We start from the raw sequence: 17,502 nt of genomic DNA, 5'->3' as shown, positions 1-17,502 counted from the left end.
CATGACTATAAACCCAGTACAGGACCACTTTCAACGTCCGATCCGGGATTTGCGAATCTCGGTCACCGATCGCTGTAATTTCCGTTGCTCTTACTGTATGCCAAAAGAAGTATTCGGTGATGATTATGCATTTTTGCCGAAGCAGGAGCTATTGTCATTTGAAGAAATACACCGCTTAACAAAAGTTTTTGTGGCGATGGGCGTCAAAAAAATTAGGCTTACTGGTGGCGAACCGTTAATGCGTAGAGGCTTGCCTGAATTGGTTGGAAAAATTCTTTCAGTTGAAGGGGTAGAAGACATCGGCTTGACAACCAATGGATTGCTGCTTGGAAATCAGGCGCAAGCATTATATGATGCTGGACTTCGCCGTTTAAATATTAGCTTAGATGCTTTGGATCCGGAGTTATTCGGTAAACTGAATGGCAGAGGAATTGATCCTTCACATATTTTAAAACAAATCGATTTTGCTCAACAAGTCGGATTCGAAATTAAAGTCAATATGGTCGTCCAAAAAGACGTCAACGAACACGAGATTTTGCCGATGACGGCTTATTTTAAAGAACGCGGCATCACGTTACGGTTTATCGAATTCATGGATGTTGGAAATGACAACGGTTGGAGCTTTAAAAAAGTAGTTACCAAAAAGCAAATTTTAGAGAAGTTGCAATCCGTGTATAAACTGGAGCCAGTAGATAAAGATTATTACGGAGAAGTAGCCAAACGTTATCGATTTGAAGAAGGGAAAGGACAAGTCGGATTTATAACATCCGTATCAGAGTCTTTTTGTTCTTCTTGTACACGTGCGCGTCTATCGTCAGATGGCAAATTTTATACTTGCCTATTCGCCACAGGACATTTTGATATTCGAGAACTGATTCGCAATGGATTGAATGACGAAGAATTACTCGAGAAAATTTCAGCTGTTTGGGAACGTAGAGACGATCGGTACTCAGATGAACGCACCGAACTAACAGCGAAAAATCGAAACAAAATTGGTATGTCGTATATTGGCGGTTAGCCTACAATAAAAAGGAGAATCCTGTGTTATTAGGATTCTCCTTTTGTGTATTGATAAATGTATTTATCTTTCGTTAACTGGCACGTAAGTTTGCATACCCGGTCCGATGTATTCCGCACGTGGGCGGATCAAGCGGTTGTTTGAGTACTGCTCAAGGATATGAGCTAACCAACCTGATGTACGCGAAACTGCAAAGATTGGTGTAAACAAGTCGTGTTCGATGTTCAAGCTATGATAAACCGATGCCGAGTAAAAATCTACATTTGGCGGCAAGTTTTTCTGGCCCGTAACGATTTCATCGATTTTCACCGACATGTCGTACCATTTTTCTTCGCCGCGAATTTTTGTCAATTTTTGAGACATGTCACGTAAGTGCTTCGCACGTGGATCGCCTTTACGGTATACACGGTGGCCAAAGCCCATGATTTTTTCTTTGTTCGCTAGTTTTTCGTTGATGACTTTTTCCACGTTATCGACCGAGCCGATTTCCGTTAACATCTTCATCACTTGTTCGTTCGCTCCACCGTGAAGAGGTCCTTTTAATGCGCCAATGGCTGCTGTGACACCTGAATAAACGTCAGACAACGTAGCGACAGCTACACGTGCCGTGAACGTTGATGCGTTTAATTCGTGGTCCGCGTGAAGCACTAACGCTTTGTTGAACGCTTCTTCTTCGATGGCTGCTGGCACTTCACCAGACAACATGTACAAGAAGTTTGCTGCAAAGCTTAAATCTGTTTTCGGGGCAACCGGTTCTTTGCCGCTACGAATGCGACCGAAAGCCGTTACCAAAGTTGAAATTTTTGCCTGAATTTTGATGGCTTTGCGGTAATTTGCTTCCGGTTCCATTACTTCAGCTTCTTCGTCAAACAAGCCAAGCATTGATACGGCTGTGCGAAGTGCCGCCATTGGGTGCACGTTTTTGATGTCGTATGTTTTAAAGTGATCTAACACAGCTTGTGGAACGGCCATGTTGTCCGCCAATTGTTGCTTCAATTCCGCTAATTCAGCTGCTTTTGGCAAACGTTGGTGCCATAACAGGTAAATCACTTCTTCAAAGCTGGCATTTACGGCTAAATCATCGATATCATAGCCGACATATGTAAGTGTGTCATCAATGATCGAACTGATCGCGGATTGTGTTGCTACTACACCTTCTAAACCCTTTGTTGTTGTCAACTAAATCTCTCCTTTTTGGATCTGTAATATTAAAGCGTTTACATTTTGAAATAAATACTTATGTTCTTCTGAAACAAATTAAGTGAGAAAAATAAATGTGTCTAATTTGTGCTATTTGTTTACTGTAACTTAAATTTGTGAAAATTTTTAAAAAATTGACTGTTATTATATATTCTTTGATTAAAACAGCGAAATTGATGGTTGAAACAGAATAATAATCCTACTCACGGATTTTATTAGCTAGAGTGCGGAATTGATGCAAATGCACTATTTTTAAATTAAAAAAATATTTTATTAAGGCAATTTCTTCCTAGAGACTACTGGGTTTTTCTTAATAATTTCAGTAAGATAAATTTTATATTTTCAAAAAACTAATTGTTTTATTTGGGATATGCCTGTAATCTCTTTAGAATCACCTCTGGAATTACCTGGGGATATAGACAAGGGAGGATATACGATGACAAAAACAAAAAACAGGTGGTTGATTGCTCTTGCAGCAATTGCGATCCAATTATCAATCGGAGCAGCCTATGCTTATAGCGTTTACACGACGCCAATCAGCAATGAAATGGGTTGGACAGCTAAAGAAATTACATATGCATTTACAATTATGATGGCACTTGGCGGGATTTCAGCCGCATTTTTCGGAGGATTTGTCGAAAAGAACGGGCCACGCAAGTCCGCGATTTTAGCTGCATTTTTATTTGGTTTTGGCCAGGCGGGTGCAGGGTTTGCTATTCAACTCGACTCGTTGGTCATGTTTTTACTAACATATGGTTTGCTGAGTGGACTAGGGTTAGGTATTGGCTATATCGCACCAATTTCCACGCTTGTTAAATGGTTCCCAGATCGTAGAGGGTTAGCAACAGGAATGGCTGTAATGGGGTTTGGGGCAGGAGCACTAATTACTGCACCAGTAGCTGCAAATTTAATTGGGTTATTCGGAGTCAGCTCTACTTTTTACATGCTAGGAATTAGTTATTTTATTTTAATTTTAGTGGGGGCATCGTATATCGCACCACCACCAGCAAACTGGATGCCTCAAGGTATGCAACAAGCAATCGATTCTGGGAAAAAAGTTATGAAAAAAGATTTGGCGCAATTGACCGCTAAAGAAGCCGTGAAGACTCGCCGTTTCTGGATGGTTTGGTCGATGATGTTAATTAATGTCAGTGCCGGTATTATGATTATTTCTGTAGCGTCACCCATGTCACAAGAGCTGATAGGTTTATCAGCAGCAGGTGCTGCAACTTTAGTGGGGGTTATGGGGATTTTTAACGGCGGAGGAAGATTAGGATGGGCTGCAATTTCTGATTATATTGGCCGTCCAACCGTTTTCACTATTTTCTTTGGACTTCAAATTATTGCTTTTACTATGCTTCCAAACATCACGAATGTCTTGATTTTCCAAGCGTTAATACTGGTTATTGTAAGTTGCTATGGCGGTGGGTTTTCTAATCTACCTGCTTTTGTAGGGGATCTTTTTGGCACAAAACAATTAGGTGCAATTCATGGGTTTCTATTAACGACTTGGTCATTAGGCGGCATTATTGGACCGGTAATCGTATCGCAAATTCGCGAGCGCACCAATAGTTATGAACCAGTGTTTTATGTTTTTATCGTACTAGTATCTATTGCTTTCCTGATATCATTGTTGATCCGTTGGGACATAAAGCGAATTGAAGGAAATTTGAAATCTGAGAAGGTTACAGATGTATCTTCAAATGGTTTGAATTTGCAAAGTGACAATAATTAATAGTGAAAAATGAGTGTTTCTATTAGTTGGAAATGAATTAAAAGATACAAATTTTTATTTTTATTTTGATTCTTTATTCTTGTTTTATGAATGTAATAAAAGGTAATAAGGACCGTTCTTAAATTCTTATAGTAGTGTGCTAAATGAAAAAATCATTCCTTCAATTTTGAGGGAATGATTTTTTTGTTAGAAAACTATTGGTTTTTTGTCATAGCAAAAATCAAATGCCTGCCACATTTTCGATCTTGACGGTAAGAAAATCCATCAGAATTTAAAAACGTACATGTAGAATCAACGAGAATTTGACTAGAAGGAATTCCAGCAAGTTCGCATTGTCTTTTTACAGTAGCTTGGTTGTCGATATGGTATTTATTCGTAAACGAATTAAAATACATAAAATCACTAGCGTATCCTAAATCTTCAAACTTTAAATAAACATCTTGATCGACTTCAAACTGTTGTTGACTAATAGATGCGCCGATTTGAATCTCTAAATCAGTTGGATTGCATTGTTCTACGGAAATTATGTGCTTAAGAAGTTTAAGCGTAATTTCTTTCACAGTGCCTTGCCATCCCGAATGAATGACACCAATTAATCCTGTTTTTTTATCGTGAATAATAACAGGAGCACAATCGGCTGCAAAGCTACACAACAAAACTCCCGTATCAAAAGTATACAAACCGTCCGTATTAGACATGGCGGTTTCGACTGTATATGCGCCACTTCCTTTATGTTGTTTAGTGACGCGTCGGAAGTTAGCGCTATGTGTTTGTTGTGTACAAATAAAATCACCAAGTGAAACGTCTAGGAAGTCTGCTAATTTTTTTCGGTTTGATAAAACTATCTCTATGTTTTCGCAAGCGTGCAAAGCCATATTATTGTTTTCAGGAGCAGATAGGTCTTTTAATGTCATGCCAGATACAAAATTTTTATTGTTCGTATAAAATTTTACTTTCAATGTAATCACCTTTTTTAAATATAAAATAAGTTAAAACGGATGTACAGCAATATGAAATAGTTTAAAGAGCAAAAAAGGCAGTCCAGCTATACTAAAGAGCGGGACTGCCTTTGTTGTAATTAAATTGAAGATGTGGGCTTTGTAAGAGCTTCATCAGCTGTGATAAATTCATAACCAAGATCTTTCGCAACAGCTTCATAAGTTACGAAACCATTAGCTGTGTTAACACCAAGCATTAATGCTGGATTTTCTGCAACAGCTTTGTGCACACCTTTGTTAGCCATTTGAAGAGCATATCCTACAGTTACGTTTGTTAACGCAATTGTCGAAGTACGTGGAACAGCTCCAGGCATATTGGCAACAGCATAATGAACTACGCCATGTTTAACGTAAGTTGGGTTATCATGAGTCGTGATACGGTCAGTCGTTTCAAAAATCCCGCCTTGGTCGATAGCAATATCTACAATGACAGTTCCAGGATTCATGGCTTTTACCATGTCTTCAGTTACTAATTTAGGCGCTTTTGCTCCAGGGATTAATACAGCCCCAATAACCAAATCAGATTCTTTGACTGCTTCTGCGATATTGAATGGATTGGAAATCAATGTCGTGACATCATTTCCAAAAATATCATCCAATTGGCGAAGACGCTCAGGACTCAAATCGATGATTGTTACTTGTGCGCCAAGACCAATAGCCATTTTCGCTGCATTTGTTCCAGCAACTCCACCACCAATAATCGTCACTTTACTACGCTGTACACCAGGTACGCCGGATAAAAGAACACCCTTGCCACCGTAAATTTTCTCAAGAAACTGAGCGCCAACTTGTGAAGCCATTCTCCCAGCTACTTCACTCATTGGTGTTAATAGTGGAAGTGTACGATTTACAGATACAGTTTCGTATGCAATTGCCGTTACTTTATTGTCTACAAGAGCTTGCGTCAATGCAGGTTCAGCTGCAAGGTGCAAGTACGTGAATAACAGTAAGTCTTGACGGAAGTATTGGTATTCAGAAGAAACGGGCTCTTTTACTTTCATAACCATTTGAGAAGACCATGCTTCCGCAGCAGTCTCCACAATTTTCGCTCCTGTAGCTATATAATCAATGTCGGTAAAACTAGATCCAAGACCTGCACCTGTTTCGATGATAACTTGATGACCTGCTCTTACAAAAGCATCGACACCCGCAGGCGTAATTGCCACTCGGTTCTCGTTATTTTTAATTTCTTTTGGAATTCCAATAATCATTGATGTTTCCCCCTTAAAACGAATAGTGAAGATATCCATAAGTATACCGGAAAGCCTACTACACTGCATTGGGTAGAAAGAAGAAAGATAAGCATTCCTTTTGTGAAATTTCACAAAAGATTATTTTTCCGTCATTTTTTGTGCCATTAAATCAAGGTAAATACCTAGTTTTTCATGAACATTCGCCAAATCAATCTCACCAATTTCTGCTACGCGCTTCATTCTGTAATGAAGCGTATTGGTATGGACAAATAATTTCTTCGCTGCCTCGTTCATATTACTGTCTTTTTGAATAAATACTTCTAATGTCTTCAAGAAATTCGATTTGTGCAGTTTGTCATAAGCTCTAATCTTACTGATTGCCGGATGCTCGTTAGGCAATTCTTGTTGGATCAGATCGATATACAAAAAAGCACCTAGTTGGCTATAATGGTATACATTTTCAAGCTCTTCTGGAAAATATTTTTTGAGTTCGAGTACTTTTTGCGCTTCTTGGTAACTCGTCATAGCTTTGCTGAAGTCACTATACCCGTTACCAGAACTTCCTTTAACACCCAAAATAGAAAAACGGTTCGCTATTTCTGAAGTGAAGTACGTGATGAAACTGTCGAAAGCTTTAGCATCAGACTGTGATGGGTGGGGAGAGGCGATTAAAATCAATTCATTGTCCATCACTACAAGAAAATGATTGGTTATTTTTTGACTTGTCGTAATTAAATAGGAAATTTGTTCTTCCATTGCTTGTGAAATATCTTGTTCAAAATAAAACACAAGTACAGTGAAATGATTTGGGATTTTGAGATACAGTTCATGAACTTGTTCATAAATTTCATCTCGATTTTTAAATTGACCTGTTAAAAGCTGCCACAGGAAATCCTGATAGTTTTCTTCTTTCCGTTTCCGATTTTGTTGAATTTTAGCCATTAAAGGAATTGCGACGCCGGCCGCCTCTTTTAACTGTTCTAATTGTATGTCAGTTAATTTTTTTGGACCTTCGACCACCCATATATAGCCTAAAATTTCTTTGTTTTTTCGGATGGCTATCGCTACACGGTCACGAAGTCCGATGTCTTCAATATGCGGAATGCGCAAAGCACTATCTGATTGTATTAGTTTTGGAATAATGCCTTCTTTCCATAGGCGATTGATGACTTTCTCAGGAACTCGCTGAGAAATGATGGTACCGATTCGCGCAGGATCAGCATCAATTCCATGAGAACTATAAGCATTTAAACGATGATTAGTGTCTTCTATTGTTGCAGGACATCCTAAATGTTCTTGAATACTGTCAACAAGTTCTTTTAAATCAAAAAATGGTTTTTTAAATGGATTTTTATGCGGTGTTTCTTCCATAGAGCAGCTCCTTTAGCGATTATGCTGATCTTAACCGTATTAATGGTTTCTATCATCAGTATAACGAAAAACAGTATCTTCCTCTAGGGTGTAATAAGAGTAAGTGTAAGAGTTTAAGAAGAAATTTAAGAACAATCGTCTTATGGTGTCTAGGAAAATTTATTTTTTAGTAAGGACACCACTTTCTACCAAATTATTTAAAGCGTTACTGTTTTTGAATCTGAAATAGACACTCAAGCGATTCAAATCTTTTTGTGTCCATTTAGAATAAGGGACATTGAGTTCATATTCTTGTTCAAGTTTTTTTATTAAGGTTTTAGCAAACTCAACTTGTTTTAAGGTCAACGGTTTTTCTTCCGTTTTCGCTTTATTAGCTGTTAGCTGCTTAGTTACTTCTAAAGGGGGATTTATCGTTTTATGAATTTTATCCGTATAGTGTCCATTTGTTATCCAAGAAAGATCTTCTTTAGTTAGGTTAAACCATTCACCTTCAAGCTGTTTATTTGAAAAATATTCATGAAAAGCAAGCTCTGTTTGATGATGATCTGCAGACTTAATAAGGAAAATTAGTTTGTTTTCAAAAGGGAGATTTACATTAAAAACATTCATCCGTCTGTCAATGTGTTTAGTCTTGCCAATTTTAAAGGAACCGGTTATGTATTCTTGGACGAAATACACATAGCCCGGTGCTTTTCCAGTAAGTGTAGGAAGTTGTATAATACGATCCAACTCTAGTTGGTTAGGTTCAAATAGATAGATTATATCTGTATCGGTTTTTTTAACTGAAGCTTTTGTGGAATGAATATTTGGGGAAGCGACAAATTTACTGAGAATTTTTTTGAACATTTCAAAACCTCCTTTAGCTATATGAAAAATGATTACTCTCTCTTTATTATATTACAAGTTAGGTGGAATAAGAGGGGGAAAGTTCAAAAAATGTAAATTACACAACTAACATGGATGAGTATGGAAATTATTGAATTGAAAGTCAAACATTATTTGTGACAAGTTACTTTAGAAGGAGCAGGATTAAATGAATAAACAACAAAAAATTATAAGCGCAAATTCAGTTTTTGAAAAAATTTCTTAACGCGTTCTCATTACTTGCTTTTATTTTTGTTATCGCTTTTTTGTTTACTCAATGGGATTCGTTGCCTGAAAAAGTACCGGTCCATTATAACGAGATGGGGAACGTCAATCGCTTAGGCAACAAAGAAGAGTTATTTCTTTTACCATTGTTAGGAACGATCTTATGGGTCGTTCTGACTATACTTGAAAAGTATCCACATTTGTATAATTATTTGAACCTTACTAATGATAACAGGGTGACCCAATATAAAAACGGTAAACTGATGGTAAATGTGTTGAAAAATGAACTCGTCCTGTTATTTAGTTTTTTAATTCTTCAAAGCGTTCGTGTTGCCACTGGCGCAGCAGAAGGTTTAGGAGCAGCTTTTGGAACTATATTTTTAACTGTCATATTTGGAAATATACTGTTCTTTTTAATTCGAATATTAAGGAGTTAAAGCACTATATCTTTTTTGAGAGAGAAATTTTATAAAAAGACTGATTATTCAGATAAAAACAACAAATTATATAAATAATATGATATTATTTTAGTGAAGGGGTTTCTGGAAAGCGTATAAACATACAACGGAAAGAGGTGAGAATAAACTGTTTCGGAATATTGAAATATAAATAATCGGGATTTTATTCTATGTTTATAAACTGTTGAACTGTTTATTTTTGTAGGTCCCATATTCATTACGAAACCTCTAAACGCCTTTTGTTGTTCATTACAACTAATTTTGGAAGAGAGGGATTTATATGGCTGAAGGTAAAAATCGCGCACGAATCCAACGTTTCGGAAGTCATTTAAGTGGCATGATCATGCCGAATATCGGTGCATTTATCGCTTGGGGACTTATCACCGCATTATTTATTCCGGATGGGTGGTTGCCATATGCACCGCTAGCAGCACTTGTAGGTCCGATGATTATTTATTTATTGCCATTATTAATTGGTTTTACTGGTGGACGTCTTGTTTATGATTTCCGAGGCGGTGTGCTTGGTGCAACTGCCACGATGGGAGTTATTGTTGGTTCAGATATTCCCATGTTTCTCGGTGCAATGATTATGGGGCCACTCGCAGGGTATCTCATGAAAAAAATTGATCAGCTTTTTTTAGACAAAATTCGTGCTGGATTTGAAATGCTTTATAACAATTTTTCAGCGGGGATATTAGGAGCTATTTTAGCTGGTATCGCAGTTTTAGGCGTTGGTCCAATCGTAAATTCATTGACCAATAGTTTAGCGAATGGAGTAGAAATTACAGTTAATAACGGGCTATTGCCATTAGCGAGTATTATTATTGAACCAGCAAAAATACTGTTCCTTAATAATGCAATCAACCATGGCTTACTAAGTCCACTCGGTGTCGAGCAAGCAGCCACTGACGGAAAATCTATTTTGTTTTTGCTAGAAACAAACCCAGGGCCAGGGCTAGGTATTTTGTTGGCCTTTACTATTTTCGGAAAAGGGATTTCTAAAAGCTCAGCCCCGGGTGCTGCCATTATTCAATTTCTCGGTGGTATCCATGAAATTTACTTTCCATACGTACTAATGAAACCGTTATTGTTATTAGCTGTTATTGGTGGTGGGATGAGTGGAGTTTTCACTTTTGTTTTACTTGATGCAGGGTTAGTAGCAACACCTTCTCCAGGTAGTATTTTCGCCTTGCTCGCGTTAACTCCACAAGGGAATTATGTGGGTGTGGTGCTTGGTGTCGTAATTGCCGCTGCTGTTTCCTTTACAATAGCATCGATTATTTTAAAAACCACTAAAGACGTTGAAGAAGATTTAACAGTTGCAACTGGCAAGATGGAAGAAATGAAAGGTAAAAAGAGTGCAGCTAGTGAATTTTTGACTCCAAAAGATTCAGCTACTTCTGATGGTACTGTACTGCAAGAAGCCGCAGCAGTAACAACGGACACTAGTATGAAAGCCACTAAACATGTGCGTCGTGTCGTATTTGCTTGTGATGCAGGCATGGGTTCAAGTGCTATGGGAGCATCTATACTAAAAAACAAATTCAAGAAAGAGAACATTGATATTCCAGTCACCAATACTGCCATCAGTCAATTACCCGAAGATGCTGATATTGTAGTCACTCACAAAGATTTGACTCCACGGGCAAAAGAAAAATTACCACAAGCAGAACATATTTCTGTAGAAAATTTCATGAACAGCCCAGAATACGATAAATTGGCACAGCGTTTAAAAAAATAAATGCTGAAACAAGTAATTTTAAATAGGGGTGATCAAAATGGCCAAAGCAGTCTTGGGACGTGAAAATATTAAATTAAATGTTTCAATCTCTACGATGGAGGAAGGCATTCGATTTACTGGTGGAATTTTAGTAGCCAATGGTTATGTGGATGCGGAGTATGTCGATAAAATGCTGGAACGAGAAGAAATGGCATCTACTTTTATGGGAAATAGTCTAGCAATTCCTCATGGTACAGAAGACGCTAAAGCCAATGTATTACAGACAGGTATATCTGTAGTTACAGTACCGAGAGGAGTAGATTTCGGTAACGGCAATATGGCAAAAATATTGATTGGTATTGCTGGTAAAAACAATGAACATCTTGACATACTTTCCAATATTGCAATCGTGTGTTCAGAAGAAGAAAATATCGATAAAATCTTAAATGCTCGTACAGAAGAAGAAATAATGGCTTTATTTAGTGATGTGGGCTAAGTCTATTTTATTTCTTTTCGCGAAAATGTCGACTTACTTTAATTAAGTCCAATCTTTTTCAGATATTTTGATTTGGTAATAGTTTGTTCACATTTACTTTGTATACTGAAAATATAAAAGTCTTTGGAGGATGATGAAGATGAGTGGAACCTTATGTTGTACAATCGGAAAAATCCAAACAGCTAGCGAAATCGTTGAAAATCTGAAAAAGCAGGGCATTAAAGCCGAAATATGTAAGAAATCCAAAATGCTATAAAGCGCATGTAAAAACCTCGTTTGCCTACTGGGCAAACGAGGTTTTTTTAATCTAAAACGATTTAATAACTGAGCGCTTTTTCATACATCCATCTTTTTAAGTTGCCGATTGAGTTAAAAGAGATGGCTTCACCTGTTTCCTTATGTTCCGCTTTTACGATGACATCGAATTCATTAGGGGTAAACAACCAACCGTCCTCCACTAATGCACGCGCCATCTTTACAATCATGCTCGAGCCTCTTATTGAGTCTAGGTTCATTTTGACCATCTCCTTTTCTCGGGGTTTATAGTATAGTATATTCTATTTATCAGAATTATCAAACTATTATTTTGGGGATTAGTTAAATCTCCAGAGTGTATCTAATTCTATTCCCCTCTGTTGAAAAAACCAAACTTTTAAACCTAGGTTTGATAAAGAACGTTGCCATAGCTACTGACAACGTTCTCTAAGTTTGGGTAACTAATTTTTCAATTATTTATACGTATGAAGATGTCGATGTATTGCCTATTTGATTAACAATACCTCTCACAGTTTTTTCTATATATTCATCTTTTCCGGTTTTTAACGCAGTAGGCGTGAAGCTTCGGTATTTCATCATTTCATAATAGCTATACATACCTTCTTCTAAAGATATTCCTTTATCTATTAAAAATGAAGAGTTCAAAATCTTTTGCAGTGCGGCTTCATCTTGTTCGATAATTAAGGAAGGAATAAGGGGATTAAAGTCACCATCACTTATGCCATTTTCATAAAACCTATGGAGTATTATCAGTCGCTCATTTGCCACGTTTATTTGCCGTTCATAATAATTTGGACATTCTGCCTTTAACTCATTCAAATATATTTCTGAAGCATACACGCTTGAAAAAATGGATTGTTCAAAGACAGCTGGCAATCGTCGAGTGTATGGATAGCGAGAGTTGTTGATAAATTGATTAGACCTTGTTAAATAGTCGATATAAATTTCAGTTACTTCTTGGATGATGTCTTCTTTAGATGCGAAAAAATTATACAATGATGCACGACTAATGCCCATTAAACGTGCCAAATCTTGAATAGTTAACGAGATAAATCCTTCAGTGCGAACAGTATCCATGATTTTCTCCGCATATGAACGTCGCATAATTTGTCGTTCTTCAGGTGAAATTTTCCGCATATTAACACCCCTATCTTGTGAAAATTATAACATAAGAAAACCGGGTAGAGATGGATTTTTCCGATGTTTTGTTTAATCTATGAGGTACTTTGGGTAAACAGGTAAGATGTATTTAATAAATGAATACTTTTTGGATAACACACCACAAAAATTGAAATGGAGTGGAGCTTGAATGACAAAAACAGCAATTATTACTGGAGCCAGTAGTGGGATTGGCCAGGCAACTGCAAAAGAGCTAGCTGCAAAAGGTTATCATGTCATGCTAGCTGCTAGACGAGAAGATCGTTTAGTGGAATTGAAAAAAGAAATCGAAGATGCCGGCGGTTCAGCACAATACAAAGTGACGGATGTGACTTCTGCAGATGAGATGAAGTCTCTTGCAGAAGCAGCATTAGAAAAAACCGGGAATATTGATGTTCTGGTAAATAACGCAGGTTTAATGCCACTGTCGTTTATGAATAAGTTGAAAATAGATGAATGGGATCAAATGGTCGATGTAAATATAAAAGGGGTACTTTATGGAATCGCTGCTGTTTTACCAATTATGGAAAAGCAGAAATCTGTTCATATTATTAATGTTTCTTCGGTAGCAGGTCACCAAGTCTTTAAAGGAAGTGCTGTATACAGTGGTACAAAATATGCAGTTCGTGCCATTTCAGAAGGCTTGCGCCAAGAAATTGACCCAGCAAACGAAATCCGTGTGACCATCGTATCACCAGGAGCGGTAGAGACAGAACTGACAAATACCATTACAGATGAAGATGTATTAAATAGCTTTAAAGAAGGTGGCAAGATGACGATGCTTCAAGCTCAGGATATTGCGAATGCAATTTCTTATGCAGTCGAGCAGCCGTCGTACGTAGATGTTAATGAGATTTTAATTCGCCCAAGACAACAGCCTTAAACTATGAAGAATGGAGACGATCAAATGAAAACCGATTATTCGAAGATTTATATAGATGGTGAATGGACTACCGGATCTAGTGACAGTCAAATGAAAAATACCAATCCATTCACAGGTGAAGAGCTAGTTACAACGCAAGCTGCTGATAAAAGTGATTTAGATAAAGCTTATAAAGCAGCAGCAAAAGCGCAAGTGGCATGGTCGAAAGAATTGCCACAAAAGAAACAAGAAATACTGGAAAAAGTATTGGAAGTCATGCAAGAAAACAAAGAATTTATTATTGATTGGCTTGTCAAAGAAGCAGGCAGTACAGTGTTTAAAGCAACTGCTGAATTTGGAGTGTCGGTTAATATTCTCAAAGAAGCAACGACTTTCCCTTTCCGAATGGAAGGCAAAATACTTCCTTCTCGACAAGCTGGTAAAGAAAATCGAGTTTATCGTAATTCAATTGGTGTCATCGGCATTATTAGTCCTTGGAATTTCCCATTCCATTTGGCAATTCGTTCGATTGCACCTGCAATTGCAACAGGTAATGCTGTTGTTATCAAACCGGCAACAGATACCCCTGTAACGGGTGGATTATTATTTGCGAGTATTTTTGAAGCAGCTGGATTGCCGAAAGGCTTATTAAATGTAGTTGTAGGGCGTGGTTCAGAAATAGGGGATGATATCGTAACGCATCCAATTCCTCGATTAATTTCTTTTACTGGCTCAACGCCTGTAGGGAAACACATCGGAGAATTAGCTGGAGGCGCATTAAAGAAAACTGCGTTAGAGCTTGGCGGTAATAATAACTTTATTGTTCTAAATGACGCTAATGTCGATCAAGCGGTAGATTCTGCTTTGTTCGGTAAATTTTATCATCAAGGTCAAATTTGTATGTCTATCAACCGTATTTTCGTACATCGAGATCTGTATGACGAATTCGCAGAACAATTTATTGCTCGAGCTGGAAAACTGAAATTTGGTAATCCTACTGAAGAAGGCGCTCAAGTTGGGCCCTTGATCAACCGTGATCAAGTAGATCGTATTCTTAAAGACATTGATGCAACTGTTGAACAAGGTGCTAAATTGCGTCTTGGAGGCCAGGCTGATGGAAATGTTTTAGAGCCCACGGTATTAACAGACGTGACAAACGATATGCCGCTTGCAGAAAATGAAATTTTCGGACCAGTAGCAATATTGATCCCATTTGATAATGATGAAGAAGTGATTGAAATGGCAAATGCTTATCCATTTGGATTGAGCGGGGCTGTTCATTCTGGAAATATTGAACGCGGCACGAATATCGCGCATCAAATTCACACGGGTATGATTCACGTTAACGATCAGCCAGTCAATGATGAAGCACATATGCCGTTTGGTGGCGAAAAAGATTCAGGTCTTGGTCGCTTTAATGGAGAATGGGTATTAGAAGAATTCACTACATTAAAATGGTTGTCTGTTCAACATGGTCGTAGCGAATATGGCCCATTTGTTAATGACACAAAAAAATAACCACCTGAAAACCGACAACTTCTTATAAGAAGTTGTCGGTTTTTCAGGTGGTTACTTATCTAAAAAAATCAGTCCTATTAACTTCACGATAAAAAATTATAAGTTATTAGTTAATCCAAGTGGGAGTTGAACGATTATGTCTAAATTATTTCCTGCACTATATGATATTGCAATGAAGCCGTTAGAAAAAACACGATTTGAAAAAGTTCGGGCTAATCTTGTCCGAAAAGCGCAAGGCCGAGTGTTAGAAATTGGTTTTGGCACAGGGGCTAATTTTCCTTATTACCGAGACGTCGAAAGAGTAGATGCGATCGAACCGAACCCCGAGATGAGCAAACACGCAGCGAAACGAATTAAAAAAGCACACGTGCCAATTTATACGTACGAGGCAGAAGCAGAAGAACTGCCATTTGAAAAAAATAGTTTCGATACGATTGTTGCGACATTGGTTTTTTGCACAATCCCATATCCGATAAAAGCACTTGAAGAAATAAAGCGAGCCAGTAAACCAGGCGGGAAAGTGCTTTTTTTTGAACACGTTAAAGTTGACCAAGAAGCCATAGGCAAAACGCAAGAAGTGTTAACTCCGGTCTGGAAAAAGCTGTGTGATGGATGTCATCTAGATCGGGATACGCTTGAACTAGTAAAGCGCTCAGGCTTAAAGGTGGAAAAAGTTACGTCCTATTACGGTGGGCTATTCTTAACCATTGAATGCCGTAATCCTGAATAATAAAATAGTTGCAATCGCAGAAGAGCCATTTGGCTTTTTTGCTTTTTTTACTATATGAAAATTATTCATTTAATAAAAGACAATTATATTTTTTCGATTCTAGTGAACTAAATAGCCGATTTATACGTAGTATAAGTAAGAAATCAAAAGAAACTAGCGACAGTTGTTACTTGGTATCTATTAATAAAAGCTTTGTAAAAAGAAATGATTTTCCTGTAGCGGGAAGTATAGTAAGGTAGTAATACGAAATAAGTAAAAAAGGAGACAGGGGATGGAAAAAAGTACCGATACAAGCTTGTATTTGCGCGTAAGTGAACAAGATAAAGATGCACTTGAACAATTGTACGACCGCTATGAAAAAATCCTTTTCTCTTTTCTTTATAAAATGCTCGAAGACCGAGGATTGGCTGAAGAAGCATTACAGGAAGTATTTATAAAGATTTGGCGTGGTAAAGGGGTATACGATGAAAGTAAAGGGAAATTCTCTTCTTGGCTTTTCAGAATGGCGCAAAATACGGCCATTGATTTGATAAGAAAAAGAAAAAAACCTACTGTTCCAATTGAAGAGGCAAGTCAAATGGTTAGCAACGATGAACCAGTTGAACAACAAGTAGTGTGGCAAGAAAAGAAAACTCAGATTGAAATGGCTGTTCAGCATTTATCGGCAGAACAACAAAAAATGATTGATTTGTTCTATTTTAAAGGACATACACATGAAACAATTGCAGATATGTGTGATATTCCACTGGGAACTGTTAAGAGTCGAATACGACTAGCTTTAAAAAAATTAAAAACATCACTGCATGGGATGCAGGAAAGGGGGGCTTATGATGACTAATATAGATTGTGATTATTTAGTAGATTACTTAAATGGAACATTAACAGCAGAAGAAAATCAGCAATTTGAACACCATTTAAAAACATGTAAGGAATGCCAGGAAATAATAGAAGCAACTGGTCAGCTCCCTTATCTTGCAGATCCGGTGGAACCACCAACAGATATGAAAGCACGTATTTTGTCTAATGTATTTGATGAAAAAGTAGAACAAAATAATCACTTGAAAGATCAACCAATAGATCAACCAAAAGCATTGAAACCAGCAATGTCTCCAATACCAATTCATAAAAAGAGACGTAAAGAAAATGTCTGGAAACCGCTTCTTGCAGCTGTTTTGTTAATGTCGCTATTAGGTAATGGCTATGCCTTTTTCCAACTTTCAGACCAACAACCTGGTACTGAAACCGCGATGCAATCAATCGAACTCCAACCAAATGCAACATTTACAGGATCTGCAACGGCAGCGATAATTGAAGAAGAAGGTTTGTTAAATCTAGTCGTCCAAGCAGACCGATTAGCTGAATTAGAAGCCAGTCAAGTTTACCAAGTATGGCTGATCAAAGATGGCAAGCCGATACCAGCAGGTGCATTTTCACCTAATCCAAACGGAGAAGGCGCAAGTTATTACCAACTAGAAACCACTTCAAATGAGTGGGATACTATTGCAATTACACTCGAACCTAAAACAGGAAATGAGTTACCTGAAGGTGAAATTGTATTAAGTTCAGAAATTTAACTGACCGCATTATGCGGTCAGTTTTTTTATGTCTAGTAAAAATATCGTATTAAATTTAGTAAAGTAAGACTATTCATTCATTTTAACAACTGTTAATATATAGAAA

The 17,502-nt window shown here is 37.5% G+C and carries 17 protein-coding genes; 10 read left to right on the top strand and 7 right to left on the bottom strand.

Features of this window, described 5'->3' with window-relative positions; genetic code table 11:
- Position 1 precedes the first annotated feature (1 nt).
- The gene (gene moaA / locus BBI08_RS08870) at positions 2-1,018 is read left to right on the top strand and encodes a GTP 3',8-cyclase MoaA (RefSeq protein WP_040850773.1); all 1,017 of its coding nucleotides are present in this window, start codon (positions 2-4) and stop codon (positions 1,016-1,018) included.
- Positions 1,019-1,081: 63 nt separating this feature from the next.
- Here the strand turns inward: moaA and citZ are convergent, their stop codons facing one another.
- Positions 1,082-2,197, bottom strand: coding sequence for a citrate synthase (gene citZ / locus BBI08_RS08865; RefSeq protein ID WP_065527995.1), 1,116 nt, complete (start codon positions 2,195-2,197; stop codon positions 1,082-1,084).
- Between the two features lie 457 nt (positions 2,198-2,654).
- Here citZ and BBI08_RS08860 point away from each other — a divergent pair, with 457 nt between their 5' ends.
- Entirely contained in the window at positions 2,655-3,953 is a 1,299-nt protein-coding gene (locus BBI08_RS08860; protein ID WP_008496458.1) for an L-lactate MFS transporter, read from the top strand.
- 194 nt (positions 3,954-4,147) lie between these two features.
- Here BBI08_RS08860 and BBI08_RS08855 read toward each other — a convergent pair whose 3' ends face one another.
- From BBI08_RS08855 to BBI08_RS08840, 4 genes are all read right to left on the bottom strand, one after another.
- Positions 4,148-4,912 (bottom strand): purine nucleoside phosphorylase YfiH/LACC1 family protein, encoded by a 765-nt coding sequence (locus BBI08_RS08855; protein WP_065527994.1) that lies wholly within the window; start codon positions 4,910-4,912, stop codon positions 4,148-4,150.
- 119 nt (positions 4,913-5,031) lie between these two features.
- Positions 5,032-6,162, bottom strand: coding sequence for an alanine dehydrogenase (gene ald, locus BBI08_RS08850; protein WP_008496457.1), 1,131 nt, complete (start codon positions 6,160-6,162; stop codon positions 5,032-5,034).
- 120 nt (positions 6,163-6,282) lie between these two features.
- A complete protein-coding gene (locus tag BBI08_RS08845) occupies positions 6,283-7,515 on the bottom strand; it encodes a PucR family transcriptional regulator (RefSeq protein ID WP_065527993.1) in 1,233 nt (410 codons plus the stop codon).
- A 159-nt stretch (positions 7,516-7,674) separates the two neighbouring features.
- Positions 7,675-8,361, bottom strand: a complete 687-nt coding sequence (locus BBI08_RS08840) for a GIY-YIG nuclease family protein (protein ID WP_008496456.1) — start codon at positions 8,359-8,361, stop codon at positions 7,675-7,677.
- Between the two features lie 227 nt (positions 8,362-8,588).
- Between BBI08_RS08840 and BBI08_RS08835 the strand changes: the two genes are divergently transcribed.
- The 3 genes from BBI08_RS08835 (at position 8,589) to BBI08_RS08825 (ending at position 11,278) form a co-directional block, all read left to right on the top strand.
- Positions 8,589-9,041, top strand: coding sequence for a DUF1648 domain-containing protein (locus tag BBI08_RS08835; protein ID WP_065527992.1), 453 nt, complete (start codon positions 8,589-8,591; stop codon positions 9,039-9,041).
- A 301-nt stretch (positions 9,042-9,342) separates the two neighbouring features.
- Entirely contained in the window at positions 9,343-10,803 is a 1,461-nt protein-coding gene (locus tag BBI08_RS08830; protein ID WP_065527991.1) for a PTS mannitol transporter subunit IIBC, read from the top strand.
- 37 nt (positions 10,804-10,840) lie between these two features.
- Positions 10,841-11,278, top strand: a complete 438-nt coding sequence (locus BBI08_RS08825) for a PTS mannitol transporter subunit IIA (RefSeq protein WP_008496455.1) — start codon at positions 10,841-10,843, stop codon at positions 11,276-11,278.
- Positions 11,279-11,595: 317 nt separating this feature from the next.
- On the opposite strand, the gene BBI08_RS17125 is transcribed toward BBI08_RS08825, so the two are convergent.
- Positions 11,596-11,763: a hypothetical protein gene (locus BBI08_RS17125; protein WP_008429691.1), complete on the bottom strand. Its 168-nt coding sequence runs from the start codon at positions 11,761-11,763 to the stop codon at positions 11,596-11,598.
- A 247-nt stretch (positions 11,764-12,010) separates the two neighbouring features.
- Entirely contained in the window at positions 12,011-12,691 is a 681-nt protein-coding gene (locus BBI08_RS08820) for a TetR/AcrR family transcriptional regulator (RefSeq protein WP_008496453.1), read from the bottom strand.
- A 172-nt stretch (positions 12,692-12,863) separates the two neighbouring features.
- Between BBI08_RS08820 and BBI08_RS08815 the strand changes: the two genes are divergently transcribed.
- The 5 genes from BBI08_RS08815 to BBI08_RS08795 all read left to right on the top strand — a co-directional run bounded on the left by BBI08_RS08815 (position 12,864) and on the right by BBI08_RS08795 (position 17,396).
- Positions 12,864-13,595 (top strand): SDR family oxidoreductase, encoded by a 732-nt coding sequence (locus BBI08_RS08815; protein WP_008496452.1) that lies wholly within the window; start codon positions 12,864-12,866, stop codon positions 13,593-13,595.
- A 24-nt stretch (positions 13,596-13,619) separates the two neighbouring features.
- On the top strand, positions 13,620-15,092 hold the full coding sequence (locus BBI08_RS08810; RefSeq protein ID WP_008496451.1) for an aldehyde dehydrogenase family protein: 1,473 nt from the start codon (positions 13,620-13,622) through the stop codon (positions 15,090-15,092).
- Between the two features lie 136 nt (positions 15,093-15,228).
- A complete protein-coding gene (locus tag BBI08_RS08805; protein ID WP_065527990.1) occupies positions 15,229-15,822 on the top strand; it encodes a class I SAM-dependent methyltransferase in 594 nt (197 codons plus the stop codon).
- A gap of 271 nt (positions 15,823-16,093) precedes the next feature.
- Positions 16,094-16,660: an RNA polymerase sigma factor gene (locus BBI08_RS08800; protein WP_065527989.1), complete on the top strand. Its 567-nt coding sequence runs from the start codon at positions 16,094-16,096 to the stop codon at positions 16,658-16,660.
- Positions 16,650-17,396 (top strand): anti-sigma factor, encoded by a 747-nt coding sequence (locus BBI08_RS08795; protein ID WP_008496447.1) that lies wholly within the window; start codon positions 16,650-16,652, stop codon positions 17,394-17,396. The genes BBI08_RS08800 and BBI08_RS08795 overlap by 11 nt, the downstream gene beginning before the upstream one ends.
- The last annotated feature ends 106 nt before the right edge of the window (positions 17,397-17,502 follow it).

The sequence above is a fragment of the Planococcus halocryophilus genome (assembly GCF_001687585.2).
Classification (GTDB): Bacteria; Bacillota; Bacilli; order Bacillales_A; family Planococcaceae; genus Planococcus; species Planococcus halocryophilus.
This window is presented reverse-complemented; position numbering and strand designations above follow the sequence as displayed.

Coding starts and splice junctions, on each gene's coding strand:
- moaA (WP_040850773.1), top strand. CDS start 2: ATGACTATAAACCCAGTACAGGACCACTTTCAACGTCCGATCCGGGAT.
- BBI08_RS08860 (WP_008496458.1), top strand. CDS start 2,655: ATGACAAAAACAAAAAACAGGTGGTTGATTGCTCTTGCAGCAATTGCG.
- ald (WP_008496457.1), bottom strand. CDS start 6,162: ATGATTATTGGAATTCCAAAAGAAATTAAAAATAACGAGAACCGAGTG.
- BBI08_RS08845 (WP_065527993.1), bottom strand. CDS start 7,515: ATGGAAGAAACACCGCATAAAAATCCATTTAAAAAACCATTTTTTGAT.
- BBI08_RS08840 (WP_008496456.1), bottom strand. CDS start 8,361: ATGTTCAAAAAAATTCTCAGTAAATTTGTCGCTTCCCCAAATATTCAT.
- BBI08_RS08830 (WP_065527991.1), top strand. CDS start 9,343: ATGGCTGAAGGTAAAAATCGCGCACGAATCCAACGTTTCGGAAGTCAT.
- BBI08_RS08825 (WP_008496455.1), top strand. CDS start 10,841: ATGGCCAAAGCAGTCTTGGGACGTGAAAATATTAAATTAAATGTTTCA.
- BBI08_RS17125 (WP_008429691.1), bottom strand. CDS start 11,763: ATGATTGTAAAGATGGCGCGTGCATTAGTGGAGGACGGTTGGTTGTTT.
- BBI08_RS08820 (WP_008496453.1), bottom strand. CDS start 12,691: ATGCGGAAAATTTCACCTGAAGAACGACAAATTATGCGACGTTCATAT.
- BBI08_RS08815 (WP_008496452.1), top strand. CDS start 12,864: ATGACAAAAACAGCAATTATTACTGGAGCCAGTAGTGGGATTGGCCAG.
- BBI08_RS08810 (WP_008496451.1), top strand. CDS start 13,620: ATGAAAACCGATTATTCGAAGATTTATATAGATGGTGAATGGACTACC.
- BBI08_RS08805 (WP_065527990.1), top strand. CDS start 15,229: ATGTCTAAATTATTTCCTGCACTATATGATATTGCAATGAAGCCGTTA.
- BBI08_RS08800 (WP_065527989.1), top strand. CDS start 16,094: ATGGAAAAAAGTACCGATACAAGCTTGTATTTGCGCGTAAGTGAACAA.
- BBI08_RS08795 (WP_008496447.1), top strand. CDS start 16,650: ATGATGACTAATATAGATTGTGATTATTTAGTAGATTACTTAAATGGA.